This is a genomic window from Stutzerimonas nitrititolerans (assembly GCF_003696285.1).
Classification (GTDB): Bacteria; Pseudomonadota; Gammaproteobacteria; order Pseudomonadales; family Pseudomonadaceae; genus Stutzerimonas; species Stutzerimonas nitrititolerans.
The window spans coordinates 280015-298285 of record NZ_RFFL01000002.1; the positions used below are offsets into that span (position 1 = coordinate 280015).

Annotated in this window: 17 protein-coding genes and 1 riboswitch; of the genes, 13 read left to right on the plus strand and 4 right to left on the minus strand. The window is 63.6% G+C overall.

Going from position 1 to position 18271, the window contains the following annotated elements; all coding sequences use genetic code 11:
- Positions 1-38 precede the first annotated feature (38 nt).
- From EA795_RS03400 to EA795_RS03430, 7 genes are all read left to right on the plus strand, one after another.
- Complete coding sequence (locus EA795_RS03400) at positions 39-932, plus strand: TauD/TfdA family dioxygenase (RefSeq protein WP_122075580.1); 894 nt, start codon at positions 39-41, stop codon at positions 930-932.
- Positions 929-1531, plus strand: a complete 603-nt coding sequence (locus EA795_RS03405; protein WP_014851257.1) for a LysE family translocator — start codon at positions 929-931, stop codon at positions 1529-1531. The genes EA795_RS03400 and EA795_RS03405 overlap by 4 nt, the downstream gene beginning before the upstream one ends.
- A gap of 99 nt (positions 1532-1630) precedes the next feature.
- Entirely contained in the window at positions 1631-2632 is a 1002-nt protein-coding gene (locus EA795_RS03410) for an ArsR/SmtB family transcription factor (protein ID WP_122075582.1), read from the plus strand.
- A gap of 14 nt (positions 2633-2646) precedes the next feature.
- Positions 2647-3837 carry a methionine adenosyltransferase gene (metK, locus tag EA795_RS03415; RefSeq protein WP_058074415.1) on the plus strand — a complete coding sequence of 397 codons (1191 nt, stop codon included), beginning with the start codon at positions 2647-2649 and terminating at the stop codon, positions 3835-3837.
- Positions 3838-4023: 186 nt separating this feature from the next.
- Positions 4024-5946, plus strand: coding sequence for a type VI secretion system family protein (locus EA795_RS03420; protein ID WP_122075584.1), 1923 nt, complete (start codon positions 4024-4026; stop codon positions 5944-5946).
- Complete coding sequence (locus EA795_RS03425) at positions 5943-6575, plus strand: DUF2931 family protein (RefSeq protein ID WP_122075586.1); 633 nt, start codon at positions 5943-5945, stop codon at positions 6573-6575. Before EA795_RS03420 ends, EA795_RS03425 begins: the two co-directional genes overlap by 4 nt.
- A 2-nt stretch (positions 6576-6577) precedes the next feature.
- Entirely contained in the window at positions 6578-7225 is a 648-nt protein-coding gene (locus EA795_RS03430; protein WP_122075588.1) for a DUF2931 family protein, read from the plus strand.
- 22 nt (positions 7226-7247) lie between these two features.
- Here EA795_RS03430 and EA795_RS03435 read toward each other — a convergent pair whose 3' ends face one another.
- Positions 7248-8009: an ABC transporter permease gene (locus tag EA795_RS03435; RefSeq protein WP_014851252.1), complete on the minus strand. Its 762-nt coding sequence runs from the start codon at positions 8007-8009 to the stop codon at positions 7248-7250.
- Positions 8006-8935 carry an ABC transporter ATP-binding protein gene (locus tag EA795_RS03440; protein WP_014851251.1) on the minus strand — a complete coding sequence of 310 codons (930 nt, stop codon included), beginning with the start codon at positions 8933-8935 and terminating at the stop codon, positions 8006-8008. Before EA795_RS03440 ends, EA795_RS03435 begins: the two co-directional genes overlap by 4 nt.
- Before the next feature lie 137 nt (positions 8936-9072).
- Here EA795_RS03440 and EA795_RS03445 point away from each other — a divergent pair, with 137 nt between their 5' ends.
- The 3 genes from EA795_RS03445 to EA795_RS03455 all read left to right on the plus strand — a co-directional run bounded on the left by EA795_RS03445 (position 9073) and on the right by EA795_RS03455 (position 12575).
- Positions 9073-10401, plus strand: coding sequence for a ferredoxin reductase family protein (locus EA795_RS03445; RefSeq protein WP_122075590.1), 1329 nt, complete (start codon positions 9073-9075; stop codon positions 10399-10401).
- A gap of 68 nt (positions 10402-10469) precedes the next feature.
- Positions 10470-12137, plus strand: a complete 1668-nt coding sequence (ligB, locus tag EA795_RS03450; protein WP_122075592.1) for an NAD-dependent DNA ligase LigB — start codon at positions 10470-10472, stop codon at positions 12135-12137.
- Positions 12138-12197: 60 nt separating this feature from the next.
- Positions 12198-12575, plus strand: a complete 378-nt coding sequence (locus tag EA795_RS03455) for a DUF1090 family protein (protein WP_014851248.1) — start codon at positions 12198-12200, stop codon at positions 12573-12575.
- Between the two features lie 33 nt (positions 12576-12608).
- Here the strand turns inward: EA795_RS03455 and EA795_RS03460 are convergent, their stop codons facing one another.
- Both EA795_RS03460 and EA795_RS03465 read right to left on the minus strand, forming a co-directional pair.
- Complete coding sequence (locus tag EA795_RS03460; protein ID WP_058074450.1) at positions 12609-13055, minus strand: c-type cytochrome; 447 nt, start codon at positions 13053-13055, stop codon at positions 12609-12611.
- Positions 13056-13126: 71 nt separating this feature from the next.
- Positions 13127-13564 (minus strand): hypothetical protein, encoded by a 438-nt coding sequence (locus EA795_RS03465; protein ID WP_122075594.1) that lies wholly within the window; start codon positions 13562-13564, stop codon positions 13127-13129.
- A gap of 197 nt (positions 13565-13761) precedes the next feature.
- A riboswitch (S-adenosyl-L-homocysteine riboswitch) is annotated at positions 13762-13843 on the plus strand.
- A gap of 24 nt (positions 13844-13867) precedes the next feature.
- On the opposite strand from EA795_RS03465, the gene ahcY reads away from it, so the two are divergent.
- The 3 genes from ahcY (at position 13868) to rhlE2 (ending at position 18247) form a co-directional block, all read left to right on the plus strand.
- A complete protein-coding gene (gene ahcY / locus EA795_RS03470) occupies positions 13868-15277 on the plus strand; it encodes an adenosylhomocysteinase (protein ID WP_122075596.1) in 1410 nt (469 codons plus the stop codon).
- Between the two features lie 112 nt (positions 15278-15389).
- Positions 15390-16241, plus strand: a complete 852-nt coding sequence (metF, locus tag EA795_RS03475; RefSeq protein ID WP_058078336.1) for a methylenetetrahydrofolate reductase [NAD(P)H] — start codon at positions 15390-15392, stop codon at positions 16239-16241.
- A gap of 230 nt (positions 16242-16471) precedes the next feature.
- Positions 16472-18247 (plus strand): RNA helicase RhlE2, encoded by a 1776-nt coding sequence (gene rhlE2 / locus EA795_RS03480; protein WP_122075598.1) that lies wholly within the window; start codon positions 16472-16474, stop codon positions 18245-18247.
- Positions 18248-18271 lie beyond the last annotated feature (24 nt).

Genomic DNA, 18271 nt, shown 5'->3' on the forward strand with positions numbered 1-18271 from the left:
TCGCCATGCCCCCGACATAAGAAACAGGAAAGGATGACATGTCCAACCAAATCGACGAACTCCTGGCGGCCAGCATCGGCAGCGGAGGGCTGCGGCCGGAGCAGATCGAGCAGATCCTCAGGTTCCGGCTATTGGGTAACAGGCAGGGATTCCTGCTGCTGGAGGACCTGCCGATCGGCCGGATTCCGCCCACGCCCGTCTCACGCGCCGAACTGAACAAGGAGGACGATCGCAGCGAGCGGCTGCTGCTCCAGGCCACCATTCTGCTGGGCGAGCCGATCGGCTATATCCAGGAATCCGGCGGCAGCATCGTCAACAATTTCTTTCCGCAGCGCGCGCTTTCCGGCAGCGCCACCTCGGACAGTTTCGATAACGAACTGGACTTGCATACGGAAAACGCCTTCCATGCCATCCAGCCGGATTACCTGGTTCTGCTCTGCCTGCGCCAGGACCCGGCCGCCGAGGCGACCACCTATGTTTCCTCGGTGGACGCCATCCTGGAACGCCTCGACCATGACGAAATCGCCTGGTTTCTCAACGAGCCCTACAACTTCCTGTCCGACTATTGCCTGACGGAGAAGAACTGCCGGCTCGACATCGACAAGCACCAGCCGGTGCTTTATGGCGACCCGGACGCCCCCTTCTTCCGCTTCGATCCGCAGTTCATGGTCGCCCGTAGCGAAGAGGCACAGGCCCGGCTGAATCATCTGCGCAGCATCGCCTGGGAGGTCACCGAACCGGTCCGGCTGGCGCCCGGCAGCCTGCTGATCATCGACAACCGGCGCACCGCCCACGCCCGCAGCCCTTTCACCGCCCGCTTCGACGGCAACGATCGCTGGATGCAGCGTGCCTTCGCCATCTGCAATCCCAAGCACTACACCGAGAGGCTCGGCAAGCGCACGCGGGTATTCGAGCTGGTGGCGCAGCTATGACCGCCACCTACCTCGCCTTCGCCGCCGCGGTCGCGCTGCTGATCGCCTCGCCTGGCCCGGTGGTCGCACTGGTGATCGCCGACGCGCGCCGCAGCTGGCCGCTGTGGACCATTCTCGGCGGCGTACTGTCCGCACAGGTGTTGATGATCGGCGCCCTGCTGATGATCTATCTGGCGCTCGATCTGGACCCGGTGATCCTCAACTGGGGCCAGATACTGGGCGGCCTCTATCTCATCTGGCTGGGCGCGGATGGCCTGTGCGGCGGTGCCGAGGAGACGCGCACCGTGCAGCGCACCGAGCGCAACTATTTCTGGCGCGCCATGGCGGTGGGCCTGTCCAACCCCAAGGACATCCTGTTCTTCCTCGCCTTCCTGCCCGGGTTCATCCTGCCCACGCAACCTTTCGGAACCCAGGCGCTGGCCTTGATCATCATCTGGTGCGTGATCGACCTTTCGATCCTGCTCGCCTACAGCCTGCTCTCGCGGCATATCGCCACCTATGGCAGCGTGCAGCGCCTGCTCGATCTGCTGCCCAGCGTCTTCCTGCTCGGGCTCGGCCTGATTTCCTGCCTGCTGGGCGTAAGCCGCATGCTTGACTGACTCGCAGACCATGCGGTTCGACCGCCCACTTAATCTATATCAAGATTTTTTGATATAGACCTTGCTGGGCCAAAAGCGACTGTCTAGACTGCGTCGCTTATGAGCCTGCGCATGCCCCAGATCCGTTTCAACGACAGCGACCAGCTCGCCGCGCTGTGCAAGGCCGGCGGCGATGCGCTTCGCCTGAACGTGCTGCGGGCGCTGTCCAGCGATTCGTTCGGTGTATTGGAACTGGCGCAGATCTTTGCCATCGGCCAGTCCGGCATCAGCCATCACCTCAAGGTGCTGGCCCAGGCCGGTCTGGTGGCGACGCGGCGCGAGGGCAACACCATCTTCTATCGCCGTACGCTGCCACAGAACGACAGCCTCGGCGGTGCGCTGCATGCGGCGCTGCTGGAAGAGATCGACGGGCTGGCGCTGCCCGAAGAAGTGCAGGCGCGGATCAGCACCGTACACGCCCAGCGCAGCGCCGCTAGCGAGGATTTCTTCGCGCGCATGGCCGGCAGCTTTCAGGCGCGCCAGGACCTGATCGCCGGGCTGCCGCAGTATCGCGACAGCGTCGTGGCGCTGCTCGAGGCGCTGAATTTCGACGCACACGCCACGGCGCTGGAAGTCGGCCCGGGCGATGGCAGCTTCCTGCCGGAGCTGGCCGGCCGCTTCGCCCGGGTCACCGCGCTGGACAACAGCCTGGCCATGCTGGAACTGGCGAAGGCACACTGCGAACGGCAGACGCTGGGCAACGTCGAACTGAAGCTCGCCGATGCCTTGCACGATGACTGCCCGCCGGCCGACTGCGTGGTGCTGAACATGGTTCTGCATCATCTGGCGGCGCCGGGCGAAGCGTTGAAGCAATTGGCGCGGCTGGTCAGAGCAGGCGGCAGCCTGTTGATCACCGAGCTGTGCAGCCACAACCAGGGATGGGCCAGGGAGGCCTGCGGCGATCTCTGGCTGGGCTTCGAACAGGACGACCTGGCCCGCTGGGCCGCCGCCGCGGGGCTCGCGCCCGGCGAAAGTATCTACATTGGCTTGAAGAACGGTTTTCAGATCCAGGCGCGGGCCTTTACCCGGCCAGCCGCTGACGACCGCCTCACCCACCGGTAACAGGAAACCGTTAGATGAGCGAATACTCGATTTTCACCTCCGAATCCGTGTCCGAAGGGCACCCGGACAAGATCGCCGACCAGATTTCCGATGCCGTGCTGGACGCTATCATCGCCGAGGACAAGCACGCCCGCGTGGCCTGCGAGACCCTGGTCAAGACCGGCGTGGCCATCGTCGCCGGCGAAGTCACCACCAGCGCCTGGGTCGACCTGGAGCAGCTGGTACGCGACGTCATCATCGACATCGGCTACAACAGCTCGGAGGTCGGTTTCGACGGCGCCACATGCGGCATCGTCAACATCATCGGCAAGCAGTCGGTGGACATCGCCCAGGGCGTCGACCGCTCCAGGCCGGAAGACCAGGGCGCCGGTGACCAGGGTCTGATGTTCGGCTATGCCAGCAACGAGACCGACGTGCTGATGCCCGCGCCGATCTGCTTCTCGCACCGCCTGGTCGAGCGCCAGGCCGAGGCGCGCAAGAACGGCCTGCTGCCGTGGCTGCGTCCGGATGCGAAATCCCAGGTCACCTGCCGCTACGAAGGCGGCAAGGTGGTGGGTATCGATGCCATCGTGCTGTCCACCCAGCACAATCCCGAGGTCAAGCACGCCGACCTGCGCGAAGCGGTGATGGAGCTGATCGTCAAGCACGTGATCCCGGCCGAACTGCTGCACAAGGACACCCAGTTCCACATCAATCCGACCGGCCAGTTCATCATCGGCGGCCCGGTGGGCGACTGCGGCCTGACCGGACGCAAGATCATCGTCGACACCTACGGCGGTATGGCCCGTCACGGCGGCGGCGCCTTCTCCGGCAAGGACCCGTCCAAGGTCGACCGCTCGGCCGCCTACGCCGGGCGCTACGTGGCGAAGAACATCGTCGCCGCCGGCCTGGCCGATCGCTGCGAGATCCAGGTCTCCTACGCCATTGGCGTGGCGTTGCCGACCTCGATATCGATCAACACCTTCGGTACCGGCAAGCTCAGCGACGACAAGATCGTCGCCCTGGTGCGCGAGCACTTCGACCTGCGCCCCTACGCGATCACCACCATGCTCGACCTGCTGCATCCGATGTACCAGGCGACCGCCGCCTACGGCCATTTCGGCCGCAATCCCTACGAGATGACGGTCGGTGACGACACCTTCACAGCCTTCACCTGGGAGCGCACCGACAAGGCCGACGCGCTGCGAGCCGCCGCCGGGCTCTGACGCCGCGACAAGAAAAGCCCCGCCAGCCCTGCGCTGTGCGGGGCTTTTTGTTGCCGAGCAATTGCGCAAATTCTTGCGCAGGCGGCGTCCCAGGTGCGAACCAGCCCGAAAAAATACAGCCCGGGTTTGCGGTGGCTTTTCCCTTGGGGCATGGTGCCGCCTCGGATACCGATAAGGAGATTGGTCATGTCCGGCAAACCCGCCGCCCGCGTCGGCGATCCCACCGCATGCCCTAAGACCGGGCACGGCAACAATCCGATCACATCCGGCTCGCCCGACGTACTCTTCGACGGTCTACCTGCAGCACGCCAGGGAGACCCCACCGGCTGCGGCAGCGCCCTGACCGGCGACCTCATCGCCAACGTGCTGATCAACGGCAAACCCGTCGCCACGCTGGACAGCCTGGGGGATCATGGCAACGTGATCATCGGCGGCTCCGGCAGCATCATCATCGGCAATACGCCGGTCCCGGCGCCCTTTTCGCCACCCGCAGTCCTGAACCTCCAGCCGGCAGCCGAGCGCCAGGCCTTCGCAGCACCCACCTCACGACACTCGCCAGCCCCGCAACAGCCTGTTCCCAACCAGGCCCGGGCGTTGGACGAGAAGGCAGGTCACGACGCCCCACACGGCCTGGAAGAAGAGGAGGAAGAGGAAGAACTCGATAGCCGCCAGGCCGTCACCCTGCGTATCGGCGTGTTCTTCGACGGCACCGGCAACAATGCCGGTAATAGCGCGATCGGTGCCCAGTGTCGCGCCTCGGATATCGGGTTGGGTGAGGTGGAGGCGCAGGCCACCCTTCAGCGCTGCAATGTCCACCAGCTTGATTCCGACAGCAGTTACGCCAATGACGTCAGCAATATCTGGCGGTTGTATGACCTGTATCGGGATGACCCTAAGCCTCGGAAAAAAGAGGAAGGCGGATCAATCGGCTACGTACCCATATACGTAACTGGAATTGGCACCGAGTCCGGCAAGCGGGATAGCCTGTTTCCTGGCAAAGCGCTTGGTCGAGGCACAACGGGAGTATTGAGCAAGGTGGACGAAGCCATTCGCTTCCTCGCCGAGGCAATAAACAATCACGACGATGCTCACTCCGACGAGCCATTAGCCAATCTGGAACTGGACATATTTGGTTTCAGCCGCGGCGCGGCGGCAGCCCGACATTTCGCTAACCAAATCCTCCAGCGAGAACAGGGCCCTCTGGGCAAGCTGCAACGCTCCGGTAGGCTAAGATTGCCTAGCGACTTCAATTGGCAGCAAGACGTCCGCATCAACTTTATCGGCCTATTCGACACAGTGGCCGCCATAGGTGGTTGGGATGATTGGGGAAACCCCAAGGATGCAGTTAACGGCGGCCTCAACCTCCACCTGTCCGCTGCTGCAGCCCGACAGATCGTGCACCTAGTGGCACGCGACGAACATCGACGCAACTTCGCCCTGAACAAGGTGCTACCCGTACATCGAGAAATTGTCCTGCCCGGCGCACACTCCGATCTGGGCGGCGGCTACCAACCCGAAGCTGTCGAACGTGTCTATCTGTCCCGCCCAATCAGCAATTGGGTTCGTTGGGACACTGAACCACGTCATACCTCGGCCTTTCAGCAGGCGCAGCAGGAGACCGAACTCGCCCGCAACGCCGATCTACTAGACCCTACAGACCGTACGGCGCGATTGGAAACGGATGTATGGGAGCAGTTCTCACCTGCCAGCGGTGGACGCAACGACCAAATGAAATACGTACTGGCAGCACCCTATCTGAAGCGTAGGGTTTATGGGCATCTCTCTCGAGTCTATTTGAGAGTCATGCATGAGCTGGCTGCACAACAAGGAGTTCCCTTCAATCGAATTCAGGAAAAAGACCCGGCTATAGCGCTACCCGACGAGCTTGTTCCCATCACAGACAAGCTGTTGGACTGGGCCAAGAGCGGCAGCGGCTCGCTGGAGGTGGAAGAAGAACGCCTGCTTCGCCAGCGCTATATTCATCTTTCTTCCAACTGGAATGCCGGCGCAGGGTCGGGCGGTAGCAGGTTCGATGTAGTTTTCATCAACGCTCCGGCCGAGCGTGAGCGGGCACGATATGCCGACACGCCTCAGGATAAAAAACCATGAGGACTCCACTGCTTGCTTTCCTACTCGTACTGCTTGGCGGTTGCGCCAACGCTGGTGGTAACCCGAGTCAGCTGCCTTATCAATATTGGCGCCTGGGGTTCCTCGCACCGGACCATATGGAAGCTTGGGTAGAGACCGCCGATGTCGAGGACATTCGCGGACAAAATTTCTTCCATGTGGGCAGTGGCACTGTCTCCGTACACACTCCTTTAGGTGGCACCGGTAACGCTTTCGGCTGGAGAAAGGGCTGGGGCAAAGGTCGCCATGTCAATGGAGCCGACCTACCGAAACGCATCTTCATACGCTGGCAATCACTAGCCGAGCCACAGACCTATCGAGTCACCTTAGATATCTCCGAGCGCACCCGGCAGTTGATGAGCGAAAGGCTTGAGCCGCCCTGCCGAACCAGCGACTACCGTAACGCATTGGCCCTTGGCCTGGCCCCCGGCGGGATAGTCAGGGGCTGGGTCATGAGCCCCTGCGACGATGCCATAGAAGTGCTGCGAGTCCAGGCGGAAATAGAACCCAAGGGGCCCTATGATGGGCAGTCAGGCGGCGAGTACTATTTTCTTTCTGATGAATCCAAAGCCTATATCGAAAAATACGGTATTCCGTACGGGTCCTGGTGAGCATGGAGGGGACGACAAAAGCCCTACTTATTGCCTTCTTCCTTCCATTGGTCAGTTGCGCCAACTCCGAGCAATACGCTGGCAACCTGCCCTACCCTTACTGGCGCCTGGGCTTTCTCGCTCCAGACTATATGGAGGTATGGGTGGAGACTGCCGATGTGGAAGACATTCGAGGAGAAAGGTTCTTTCATGTGGGCAGCGGTATCGTGGCGGTGCGCACCCCTCCAGAGAATCAGGGGCACGCCGCCGGTTGGGGTGAGCGTGTCGGCTGGGGCGCAGGCCGTTACGTCAACGGTGCTGACATGCCCAAACGCATCTATGTACGCTGGCAATCAATGGCCGAGCCCCAGACGTACCGGGTAATCCTCGACATCCCTGAGCGCGCGCGGCAGCTGATGAGCGAGCGTCTCGATCCACCTTGCCGCACCAGCGAATATCGCCATGCACTGGCACTGGGTCTAGCGCCCGGTGGCATAGTCAGGGGCTGGGTGATGAGCACCTGCGGCAAGCCCATCGAGGTATTACGCGCCCAGGCGGAAATAGAGCCGAAGGGTCCTTATCGTGGCGAATCGAATGGTAAGCACCGCCCTCTTTCCGATAGCGCCAAGGCCTATATAGAAAAACACGGCATCCCCTACGGCTCCTGGTGAGCCGTTCCCCCTGAAGCCCGGCTCAGTTCTTCAACCGATACCCCGTTCTGAATATCCACCCGATCAAAACCAGGCACAGCACCAGAAAGCCCAAAGTCATGCCCAGGCTGACCGCCACGTTCACATCGGAAACGCCATAGAAGCTCCAGCGGAAGCCGCTGATCAGGTACACGGCCGGGTTGAACAGGGTGATCTTCTGCCACAGCGGCGGCAGCATTTCGATGGAGTAGAAGCTGCCACCGAGGAAGGCCAGCGGCGTGACGATCAGCGCGGGGACGATCTGCAGCTTTTCCCAGCCATCGGCCCAGATGCCGATGATGAAGCCGAACAGGCAGAAGGTAATCGCCGTCAGCACCAGGAAAAACGCCATCCAGAAGGGGTGGGCGATCTCGAAGTCGACGAACAGCCGCGCCGTGATCAGGATGATCAACCCGAGAATGAGGGATTTGGTCGCCGCTGCCCCCACGTAGCCGATGACGATCTCCAGGTAGGAGACCGGCGCCGACAGTACTTCGTAGATGGTGCCCGAATAGCGCGGCATATAGATGCCGAAGGAAGCGTTGGAGATGCTTTCGCTGAGCAGCGCCATCATGATCAGCCCCGGCACGATGAAGGCGCCATAGCTGATACCGTGCATGGCTTCCATGCGCGAGCCGATGGCGGCACCGAACACCACGAAGTACAGCGAGGTGGAAATCACCGGCGTGGCGATGCTCTGCAGCAGCGTGCGCCAGGTGCGCGCCAGCTCGAACAGGTAGATGGCGCGGATGGCGTAGAAATTCATGTGCGGCTGCCCTTTACCAGACTGACGAAGATTTCCTCCAGCGAGCTCTGGCTCGACTGCAGGTCCTTGAAGTCGATGCCATGCTCGCCGAGGCGCTTGAGCAGATCGGCGATACCGGTGTGCTCGTGCTGGGCGTCGAAGGTGTAGACCAGCTGGTTGCCTTCATCGGCCAGCTCCAGCGGATAGTCGCCAAGTTCGGCAGGGATCACCGCCAGGGGTTGCTGCAGGTGCAGCGTGAGCTGCTTCTTGCCGAGCTTCTGCATCAGCGTGGCCTTGTCCTCGACCAGGATGATCTCGCCCTTGCTGATCACCCCGATGCGGTCGGCCATTTCCTCGGCCTCCTCGATGTAGTGCGTGGTGAGAATGATGGTCACACCGCGCTCGCGCAGGCCACGCACCATTTCCCACATGTCGCGGCGCAGCTCGACGTCGACGCCTGCGGTCGGCTCATCGAGGAACAGGATCGAGGGTTCATGGGACAGCGCCTTGGCGATCATTACCCGACGCTTCATGCCGCCGGACAGATCGAGAATGCGAGCGTGCTTCTTGTCCCACAGCGACAGGTCGCGCAGCAGCTTCTCGAGGAAGGCATCGTCCGGCGCCTTGCCGAACAGCCCACGGGAAAAGCGCACCGTGGCCCAGACGCTCTCGAAGCCTTCGTTGAACAGCTCCTGCGGCACCAGGCCGATCTTAGAACGGGCCGCGCGGTAGTCGCGGACGATGTCGTGGCCGTCGACCAGCACCCGTCCGCCGCCAGGATTGACGATGCCGCAGATGATGCTGATCAGCGTGGTCTTGCCAGCGCCATTGGGGCCCAGCAGGGCAAAGATCTCGCCCTTGCGGATCTGCAGGTCGATCTGCTTGAGCGCAGGGTGACCGGAGGCATAGGTCTTGGTGAGTCGTTCGATGGAAATGACGGGAAGCACAGGCAATTCTCTGGAGGATTTCGGGGGAGGTTGAAACCAGCTGCGCCGAATACAAGGCGCGGACCTGACCCCGATCATGTCAGTTCGAGCGTGAACGTCGCATGCTAGCGCAGCATGTAATACACCGGCACCTCTCCATGAAAAACATCAGGCTCAGCTTCATCATCTTGTTCATCGGCCTGTCGCTGCTCTGGCTGCTGGCAGAGGATTTCAGCCTGCAGGGCCATGGATTCTGGCCGCTGCGCACGACCATGGTTCACTACAGCGGCATTCTGGCGATGGGCGCCATGAGCGTGGCGATGCTGCTGGCCATGCGGCCGGTGCGGATCGAGCGCTTCTTCGACGGGCTGGACAAGACCTATCGACTGCACAAGTGGCTGGGAATCAGCGCGCTGGTGCTGAGCATCCTTCACTGGGGCTGGGCCCGGATACCGAAATGGCTGGTCGGCTGGGGCTGGCTGGAGCGCCCGGCTCGCAAAGGCGCCGCCCAGTCAGCGGATACCTTCTACGGTTACCTGCACAGCCTGCGCGGCTTTGCCGAAGGCATCGGCGAATGGGCATTCTACGCCGCCGCGCTGTTGCTCGTGCTGGCGCTGAGCAAGCGCGTTCCCTACCGCTGGTTCTTCAAGACGCACCGCCTGCTGGCACTGGCCTATCTGGTGCTGGTGGTGCATTCGTCGATCCTGCTGCCACCCGCCTACTGGGAATCGGCCATCGGCCCCCTGATGATCCTGCTGATGCTCGCCGCCAGCGTCGCGGCTGGTGTCTCGCTGACGCGCCGGGTCGGGCGTCGGCACCAGGTGGTGGGTCGCATCGACGAACTGCATTATCACCGTGACAATCATGTGCTGCGGGTGGGCATCGACCTCGACGGCCCCTGGCCGGGACATCTGGCCGGCCAGTTCGCCTTCGTCACCTTCGACGCGCAGGAAGGGCCGCATCCGTTCAGCATCTGCTCGGCCTGGCACAACGACGGCAAACTCGCCTTCTCGATCAAGGGGCTGGGCGACTACACCCGCTCGCTGCCGGAAAGGCTCCGCATCGGCAACCCGGTAACGGTCGAAGGCCCCTACGGCTGTTTCGATTTCCGCGGCAGCAAACCCCAGCAGATATGGATCGCCGGCGGTATCGGCATCGCGCCCTTCATCGCCCGCCTGCAGGCCCTGGCACCAACCCGCGGTGGCGGCAACGTCACGCTGTTCTATTCCACCAGCGCACCGGATCGACAGTTCATCGAGAGGATCCGCCAGCTCGCGGCCCAAGCCCGGGTGCAGCTGCACGTACTGGTCACGCATCAGGACGGTCGCCTGACGCCGGAGCGCATGCGGCAACTGGCGCCGCAGTGGAAGCGCTGCGATATCTGGTTCTGCGGCCCGGCGGGTTTCGCCCGAGACCTGCGTGACGACCTGCAGGAGCGTGGCCTGCCGCCAGAGGATTTCCATCAGGAGCTGTTCAACATGCGCTAGCGCACGGCCAGCGAAGCAGGGGATGGCGCACAATGTTGCGATCATCGATCTGAGCAAGGATGCTCGCCATGCGCCTGATAGCGTTACCGCTGATCTTCATCGCCTTTCCTTGCCTGGCGGCTTGCCCACCCTGGCCCGCCGAGCGCGCCGAACCCGAGATACAGGCGCTGAGTCGCCAGCTCGCCGAGTGGGACGAGGCCTATCATGCGCATGGCCTCTCACCAGTCGATGATGAAATCTACGACCAGGCCCGCGCTCGCCTGGATAGCTGGCAACGCTGCTTCGCGTCCTCCGCCGAAACATCAGGGTCACCGTTGCAAAGCGCCGCCGGCCCCCTGAACCATCCGGTGCCGCAGACCGGGCTGGCCAAGCTCGCCGATGAACAGGCCGTACGCAGCTGGATGGCACACCGCGAAGGCCTCTGGATACAGCCCAAGGTCGATGGCGTCGCCATCACCCTGACTTACCGGGACGGTCTGCTGCAGCAGGCGGTCAGCCGCGGTAACGGACAGACCGGCCAGGACTGGACGCACAAGGTGCGTGCCCTTCCCGGCGTACCGCAACGGCTGCCGACGCCCGACGAAGTCATCCTGCAAGGCGAACTGTACTGGCGAATGCCTGGCCACGTGCAGTCCGAAGCCGGCGGCAAGGGTGCGCGCAGCCGGGTTGCCGGCGCCATGGCCAGCCTGCAACTGGACGAGCAGGCAAGCGAACGGATCGGCCTGTTCGTCTGGGACTGGCCCAACGGCCCCGCCACCATGACCGCTCGTCTCCAAGGGCTGGCTGCGCTGGGCTTTGCCGACGCCACGCAGTTCACCTTGCCGATCGAACGGCTCGCCCAGGCACGACAATGGCGCGAACACTGGTATCGAACTCCGCTGCCCTTCGCCACCGACGGCGTGGTCCTGCGTCAGGGACAGCGCCCCGACTCGCAGCGCTGGAAGGCCGAAGCGCCCTACTGGGCCGCTGCCTGGAAGTATCCGCTACGCACCGGTCTGGCGAGTGTCAGCGCCGTGGAGTTTCGCATCGGGCGCAGTGGCCGGATCACACCGCTGCTGCAGCTGGAGCCCTTGCTACTGGACGACCGCCGGATCAGCCGTGTCAGCCTCGGCTCGTTGCAGCGCTGGCAAGCGCTGGATATCCGTCCCGGCGATCAGGTGGCGATCACCCTGGCCGGCTTGACCATTCCGCGCGTGGACGCAGTGGTATGGCGCAGCCAGGAGCGCCCAGTGATCGTTCCGCCCAGCCCGTCGGACTACCATGCGCTGAGCTGCTGGCAACCGGAGCCCGGCTGCGAGCAGCAATTCCTCGCCCGCCTGAACTGGTTGAGCAGTGAACGGGGGCTGGACCTGCCCGGCATCGGCGCCGGCACCTGGCAGGCGCTGCTCGAGGCCGGGCAGTTGCCGGACCTGCTGGCCTGGCTGGAACTGGATGGCGCACGCCTGCAGCGGCTACCCGGCTTCGCTGAAACCAGTGCCGCGAAACTGGCGGCCAGCTTCGCCCTGGCGCGGCAGCGCTCCTTCGCCGATTGGTTGCGAGCGCTTGGCCTGCCACCCAGCGGCGAGGCTTCGCTGGGTGACGACTGGGCCACGCTGGCCACACGCAGCGAGGCGCAATGGCGAGCCGAACCGGGCATCGGCGCGGGGCGCGCACAGCAGCTCAGCGCATTCTTCCGCGCGGCACCAGTCCTGGACCTGCGCGCTCGGCTCCAGGCAGCTGACGTCGCCGGCTTCTGACGGCACTTTCGTCATCGATGCGAAGTCCATAGAGGCTACGACTCGATTACGGAGCCTGGCATGCCTGCCAAGCGAACGATAACCCTACTGCTGCTCGCCAGCCTTGCGGTCGGGCAGATGCTCTGGGCGGCGGAGCCGCCGGCCGATTGCGGCGAGCGACGCAAGGAGCTCGGCGAACGGCTCACGGAGGCGCGACTACAGGGAGACAAGGTGCGGTTGTCGACGCTCGAGGAACACCTGCAAATGCTGAACAAGGACTGCCGAGGCCTGGTTCCCCTGCAGAGCAACCAGGCCGACGTGGGGCGCGCCAATCAACTGACCAGCGAGCGCGAAGCCCGGTTGCGCGAAGCCTTGGGCGCTGGCGATCGGCAGGACATCGACCTACGCAGGAAACAGCTGGACCAGGCCCGCCGCGCGCTCGAAGCGGCCAAACATTGAGATCGGCTTGACGTTGCGTCGCGGCCCCTTCGATCAATAGGCGCGAAACTCTTTATGGCAGGTTTCGCAGGCATCCTCGACCTGCTGGAACGCCGGCGCCACCTTCTCCGCCGTCACCGGTTGCTCGCTGGTCAGCGCCACCAGCGCCGCGGTCTGCTGTTCCAATGCTCGCGCCAGCTCGTTGAAGCGCGCCTCACGCTGCCAGACATCCTCGCGCGCGTCGCTCTGTTCTTCCTTGACCGCGGGATAATGCTGCCAAGGCTGACGTGACAGATCGTCGAGCCGAACCGCGCCGGCTGCGAATGCGTCGCCGTCGAAGGCCAGGCGGCCGCGCAACATGCCCCCCATGTCTTCCTTGACATCGAGCATCTGCTGGTAGATCGCCTTGCGTTTGCCGAGCGGCGAATCAGGGTCGATACGATCACAGCCGGACAGGGCCAGCATGCCGATCAGCGTCAGGCCCAACAACTTCAGCTTCATGTTCAGATCACCGGTCAACTGCAAAGCCGGCGATTATCACCCCTGAAATGGCGCAGGACAAACCACGTGGGCTATTGCGACCATTCACCGCCAGCGCTTTCGCAATCGATCCTGGCTTGCCCGCGGTCGCTGGCGTGGTAGTTGTAGGTGATGATCCGCGCGTCCTTGGCAACGGTCGTGGGCAGGGTACCGTTGTCCGCCTGGGTGCCGGTGGCGCGCTCGTTGGCCAGCGTTTCCGCCGTCATTGGCGCACTGCACACCCCAAAATGTCCCGCGGGGCAGCTGTCGCGCAGCTCACGGCGAGAGTTCTCAACCGCCTCGCTGTCGCTGCACACCCAGTCGATGGCCTTTTCATCGTCTATGCCGTGGTATTCGAAGCACTTCTCCGTGACCACGGGGGGCGGCACGACTCCGGAAGTGTCGGCGCTGACATAGCATGAACGGGCAGCTGCTGGCAGGCTGAGCGCGCCCGCCAGGACCAGCACGAAAGTACGGAACAAGAGGCTCATATCGGCGGCTCCTGATGTCGCCCGGCGAAGGTCGCCGGGGCCTGAAAGGTACGACTCCCGCGGTACGCATGGAGTTCGGCCGAAAGACGACTCGAGCGGCCGGATCCGACCGTTCAAGCCGGGCTTGGGATTGGCTGCGCTGACCGTTATAATCGCCGGGTTTCACGCGACCGACCCCGCTCGGCCGTGCCCGCCACCTGTCCGAGGGGCGCTGCAGCAGTCGAACTGTCAGGCTCGGATGGGGCGTTTCCTAGAACGCATCAACGGCGCCCATTCGCATATCTACGAATGGAGAACTCTTCGATGAGTGCTGTCATGACGCCTGCCGGTTTCACCGATTTCAAGGTCGCCGATATTTCCCTGGCCGCCTGGGGCCGCCGCGAGATCATCATCGCCGAATCCGAAATGCCCGCGCTGATGGGTCTGCGCCGCAAGTACGCCGGCGAACAGCCGCTGCAAGGCGCGAAGATCCTTGGCTGCATCCACATGACCATCCAGACCGCCGTACTGATCGAGACGCTGGTCGCGCTCGGCGCCGAAGTACGCTGGTCCTCCTGCAACATCTTCTCCACCCAGGATCAGGCCGCTGCCGCCATCGCCGCCGCCGGCATCCCGGTGTTCGCCTGGAAAGGCGAGACCGAAGAGGAGTACGAATGGTGCATCGAGCAGACCATCCTCAAGGACGGCCAGCCGTGGGATGCCAACATGGTGCTGGACGACGGCGGTGACCTGACCCAGATCCTCCACGACAAGTATCCGCAGGCGCTGGACAAGGTCCACGGCATCACCGAAGAGACCACCACCGGTGTGCACCGCCTGCTGGACATGCTCAAGGGCGGCACCCTGAAAGTCCCGGCGATCAACGTCAACGACTCGGTCACCAAGAGCAAGAACGACAACAAGTACGGCTGCCGTCACAGCCTCAGCGACGCCATCAAGCGCGCCACCGACCACCTGCTGTCGGGCAAGCAGGCGCTGGTGATCGGCTACGGCGACGTGGGCAAGGGCTCGGCGCAGTCGCTGCGCCAGGAAGGCATGATCGTCAAGGTCTCGGAAGTCGACCCGATCTGCGCCATGCAGGCCTGCATGGACGGCTTCGAGCTGGTCTCCCCGTATAACAACGGCATCAATGACGGCACCGACGCCTGCATCGACGCCGCGCTGCTGGGCAAGATCGACCTGATCGTCACCACCACCGGCAACGCCAACGTCTGTGACGCCGGCATGCTCAAGGCGCTGAAGAAGCGCGCCGTGGTCTGCAACATCGGCCACTTCGACAACGAGATCGACACCGCCTTCATGCGCAAGAACTGGGCGTGGGAAGAGGTCAAGCCGCAGGTGCACAAGATCCACCGTACCGGTGCCGGCAGCTTCGATGCGCAGAACGACGACTACCTGATCCTGCTCGCCGAAGGTCGCCTGGTGAACCTGGGCAACGCCACCGGCCACCCGAGCCGCATCATGGATGGTTCCTTCGCCAACCAAGTGCTGGCGCAGATCCACCTGTTCAACGAGAAGTTCGCCGACCTGCCGGTCGTGGAAAAGACCAAGAACGTCACCGTCATGGTCCTGCCGAAGAAGCTCGACGAGGAAGTGGCCGCCGAGATGGTCCGCGGCTTCGGCGGCGTGATCACCCAGCTGACACCGAAGCAGGCCGAATACATCGGCGTCGAAGTCGAAGGACCGTTCAAGCCGGACAGCTACCGCTACTGATCGCCGTAGGGTGGGAAACGGCCGAAGGCCTTTTCCACCGACCCATCCCAGGCGGTGGAAGAGCGCGGCGCGCTTTTCCACCCTGCGCCTGAAGCAGTCAAAGGAATTACTGATGACTTCTGCGAATCGCCCTTCGATCAGCTTCGAGTTCTTCCCCACCAAGACCGAAGCCGGGCACGAAAAACTGTTGGCCACCGCACGCCGGCTGGCCGAGTACAAGCCGGATTTCTTTTCCTGCACCTATGGCGCCGGCGGCTCGACCCGCGACCGCACGCTGAACACCGTGCTGCAGCTGGATGGTGAAGTGAAGGTTCCGACCGCGCCGCACCTGTCCTGCGTGGGCGACAGCAAGCAGGAACTGCGCGAACTGCTGAACCTGTACAAGAATGCCGGCATCAAGCGGATCGTCGCGTTGCGCGGCGACCTGCCGTCCGGCATGGGCATGGCCAGCGGCGAGCTGCGCTACGCCAACGAGCTGGTGGAATTCATTCGCGCCGAAACGGGCGATCACTTCCACATCGAAATCGCCGCCTACCCGGAGATGCATCCGCAGGCGCGCAACTTCGAGGACGACCTGGCCAACTTCGTGCGCAAGGCCCGGGCTGGCGCCAGCAGCGCCATCACCCAGTACTTTTTCAACGCCGACTGCTACTTCTACTTCGTCGAGCGCGTACGCAAGCTGGGCGTGGAAACGCCGATCGTGCCGGGCATCATGCCGATCACCAACTACAGCAAGCTGGCTCGTTTCTCCGACGCCTGTGGCGCGGAGATCCCGCGCTGGGTGCGCAAGCAGCTGGAGTCCTATGGCGACGACATGGACAGCATCCAGGCCTTCGGCACACAGGTGATCAGTGAGATGTGCGAGAAACTGCTCGCCGGCGGCGCGCCGGGCCTGCATTTCTACACCCTGAACCAGGCCGAGCCGAGCCTGGCGATCTGGGACAATCTCGGGCTGTCGCGCTGATCGAACGGCTCCCTGAAAAAAGGGAGCCAGTCGGCGAACCCTGAAACTGCGACACTGTCGAACCAGCGTGGAGTGAAAAAGCTCTGTTATACTCCGCGCTTCCGCCAGGCTTACGTCCGGATGCCAGCACTCTCAAGTTGCGGCAGGACCGGACGGGATCGCACGCCAGTCGCGATTCAGGCCAGGCATGACCATCCCGGGGCCTCGCCCTCTACAAGACAGGATCACTCATGTCCTTTGCTTCCCTCGGTCTCTCCGAGGCTTTAGCCGGTGCCGTCGAGGCCGCTGGCTATACCCAGCCTACACCAGTGCAACAGCGGGCCATTCCCGCCGTGTTGCAAGGACGCGACCTGATGGTCGCCGCACAGACAGGCACCGGCAAGACCGGTGGGTTCGCCCTCCCTGTTCTCGAACTGCTGTTCCCCGGCGGTCATCCGGACCGGGAACACCGCTACGGCCCGCGCCAGCCGCGTGTGCTGGTGCTGACGCCGACTCGCGAACTCGCGGCGCAGGTACACGACAGTTTCAAGGTCTACGCCCGTGACCTGCCACTGAAAAGCGCGTGCATCTTCGGTGGCGTGGGCATGAATCCGCAGGTCCAGGCCATCGCCAAGGGCCTCGACGTACTGGTGGCTTGCCCGGGCCGCCTGCTCGATCTGGCCAACCAGAAGGCCGTTGATCTCGGCCACGTGGAAATCCTGGTTCTCGATGAAGCCGACCGCATGCTCGACATGGGCTTCATCCACGACGTCAAGAAGGTGCTGGCCAAGCTGCCCGCCAAACGGCAGAACCTGCTGTTCTCGGCGACCTTCTCCAAGGACATCACCGACCTGGCCGGCAAGCTGCTGCATGAGCCGGAGCGCATCGAAGTGACGCCGCCGAACACCACGGTCGAGCGCATCGAACAACGCGTCTATCGGCTGCCAGCGACGCACAAGCGCGCATTGCTCGCCCACCTGATCACCCAGGGCGCCTGGGAACAGGTACTGGTATTCACGCGCACCAAGCACGGCGCCAACCGCCTGGCCGAGTATCTGGAAAAGCACGGCCTGCCGGCTGCCGCGATCCACGGCAACAAGAGCCAGAACGCCCGCACCAAGGCCCTCGCCGACTTCAAGGCGAACCAGGTACGCATCCTGGTGGCGACCGATATTGCCGCCCGCGGCCTGGACATCGACCAGCTGCCACACGTGGTCAACTTCGAGCTGCCCAACGTCGAGGAAGACTATGTGCACCGCATCGGCCGTACCGGCCGTGCCGGACGCAGCGGCGAGGCGATCTCGCTGGTCTCCCCGGACGAGGAGAAGCTGCTCAAGGGCATCGAGCGCATGACCAAGCAGAAGATCGCCGATGGCGACCTGATGGGCTTCGACGCCAGCACCATCGAGGCGGAAAAGCCGGAAACCCGCGAGCCGCGCCAACCCCGCCAGGCACGTGGCGAACGCAAGCCGCGCGGCGAGCGCAGCAAGCCCGCCGAACAGGGTGAGCCGAAAGAACGCCAGGGCCGTAATCGGCGCGCCAAGAGCAAAACCAAGGCACCGGCCGCAGCCGGCGAGACAGGCCAGGCGATCACCCGCCCACCGCAGCTGCCGCCAAACCGGGACCCTGAAGCCTTTCTGGACGACGAGCTGGACAATTTCGGCAACCGCGTCGACTACGTCAGCCCCTACCAGAACAAGCAAGGCCGTGGCCGCCGCCCCGGCGCCCCGGGCAAGCCAGGCGCTGCCCAGCCTCGCGCGGCGAACGGCCAACGCGGTGCCGCCGGTTCGGGCAAGGGCAAGCGCGCATCTGACTCCCGCGGTGGGCAGCAGCCTCGTCGCAAGAACGAAGGGCCCCGCTCCGCGACAGGCACGCAGCAGGAAGCGGCCGTCCGACCGCCGGAGAAGAAGCCGCTGATCATTCACAAGGAGTCGAAGATCGACCGCCTGCCCAGCGCCGAGCAGCTGGAACAGTTGCCCCAGCGCCCACGTGGCGAAAAGCCGGCCCTGCTGACGCGCAATCGCTGATTGTCGCCGTAACGCAAAACGCCG

Bases quoted from the DNA above. Each gene is read 5' to 3' on its own strand.
- EA795_RS03400 (WP_122075580.1), top strand. From the start codon at position 39: ATGTCCAACCAAATCGACGAACTCCTGGCGGCCAGCATCGGCAGCGGA.
- EA795_RS03405 (WP_014851257.1), top strand. From the start codon at position 929: ATGACCGCCACCTACCTCGCCTTCGCCGCCGCGGTCGCGCTGCTGATC.
- EA795_RS03410 (WP_122075582.1), top strand. From the start codon at position 1,631: ATGAGCCTGCGCATGCCCCAGATCCGTTTCAACGACAGCGACCAGCTC.
- metK (WP_058074415.1), top strand. From the start codon at position 2,647: ATGAGCGAATACTCGATTTTCACCTCCGAATCCGTGTCCGAAGGGCAC.
- EA795_RS03420 (WP_122075584.1), top strand. From the start codon at position 4,024: ATGTCCGGCAAACCCGCCGCCCGCGTCGGCGATCCCACCGCATGCCCT.
- EA795_RS03425 (WP_122075586.1), top strand. From the start codon at position 5,943: ATGAGGACTCCACTGCTTGCTTTCCTACTCGTACTGCTTGGCGGTTGC.
- EA795_RS03430 (WP_122075588.1), top strand. From the start codon at position 6,578: ATGGAGGGGACGACAAAAGCCCTACTTATTGCCTTCTTCCTTCCATTG.
- EA795_RS03435 (WP_014851252.1), bottom strand. From the start codon at position 8,009: ATGAATTTCTACGCCATCCGCGCCATCTACCTGTTCGAGCTGGCGCGC.
- EA795_RS03445 (WP_122075590.1), top strand. From the start codon at position 9,073: ATGAAAAACATCAGGCTCAGCTTCATCATCTTGTTCATCGGCCTGTCG.
- ligB (WP_122075592.1), top strand. From the start codon at position 10,470: ATGCGCCTGATAGCGTTACCGCTGATCTTCATCGCCTTTCCTTGCCTG.
- EA795_RS03455 (WP_014851248.1), top strand. From the start codon at position 12,198: ATGCCTGCCAAGCGAACGATAACCCTACTGCTGCTCGCCAGCCTTGCG.
- EA795_RS03460 (WP_058074450.1), bottom strand. From the start codon at position 13,055: ATGAAGCTGAAGTTGTTGGGCCTGACGCTGATCGGCATGCTGGCCCTG.
- EA795_RS03465 (WP_122075594.1), bottom strand. From the start codon at position 13,564: ATGAGCCTCTTGTTCCGTACTTTCGTGCTGGTCCTGGCGGGCGCGCTC.
- ahcY (WP_122075596.1), top strand. From the start codon at position 13,868: ATGAGTGCTGTCATGACGCCTGCCGGTTTCACCGATTTCAAGGTCGCC.
- metF (WP_058078336.1), top strand. From the start codon at position 15,390: ATGACTTCTGCGAATCGCCCTTCGATCAGCTTCGAGTTCTTCCCCACC.
- rhlE2 (WP_122075598.1), top strand. From the start codon at position 16,472: ATGTCCTTTGCTTCCCTCGGTCTCTCCGAGGCTTTAGCCGGTGCCGTC.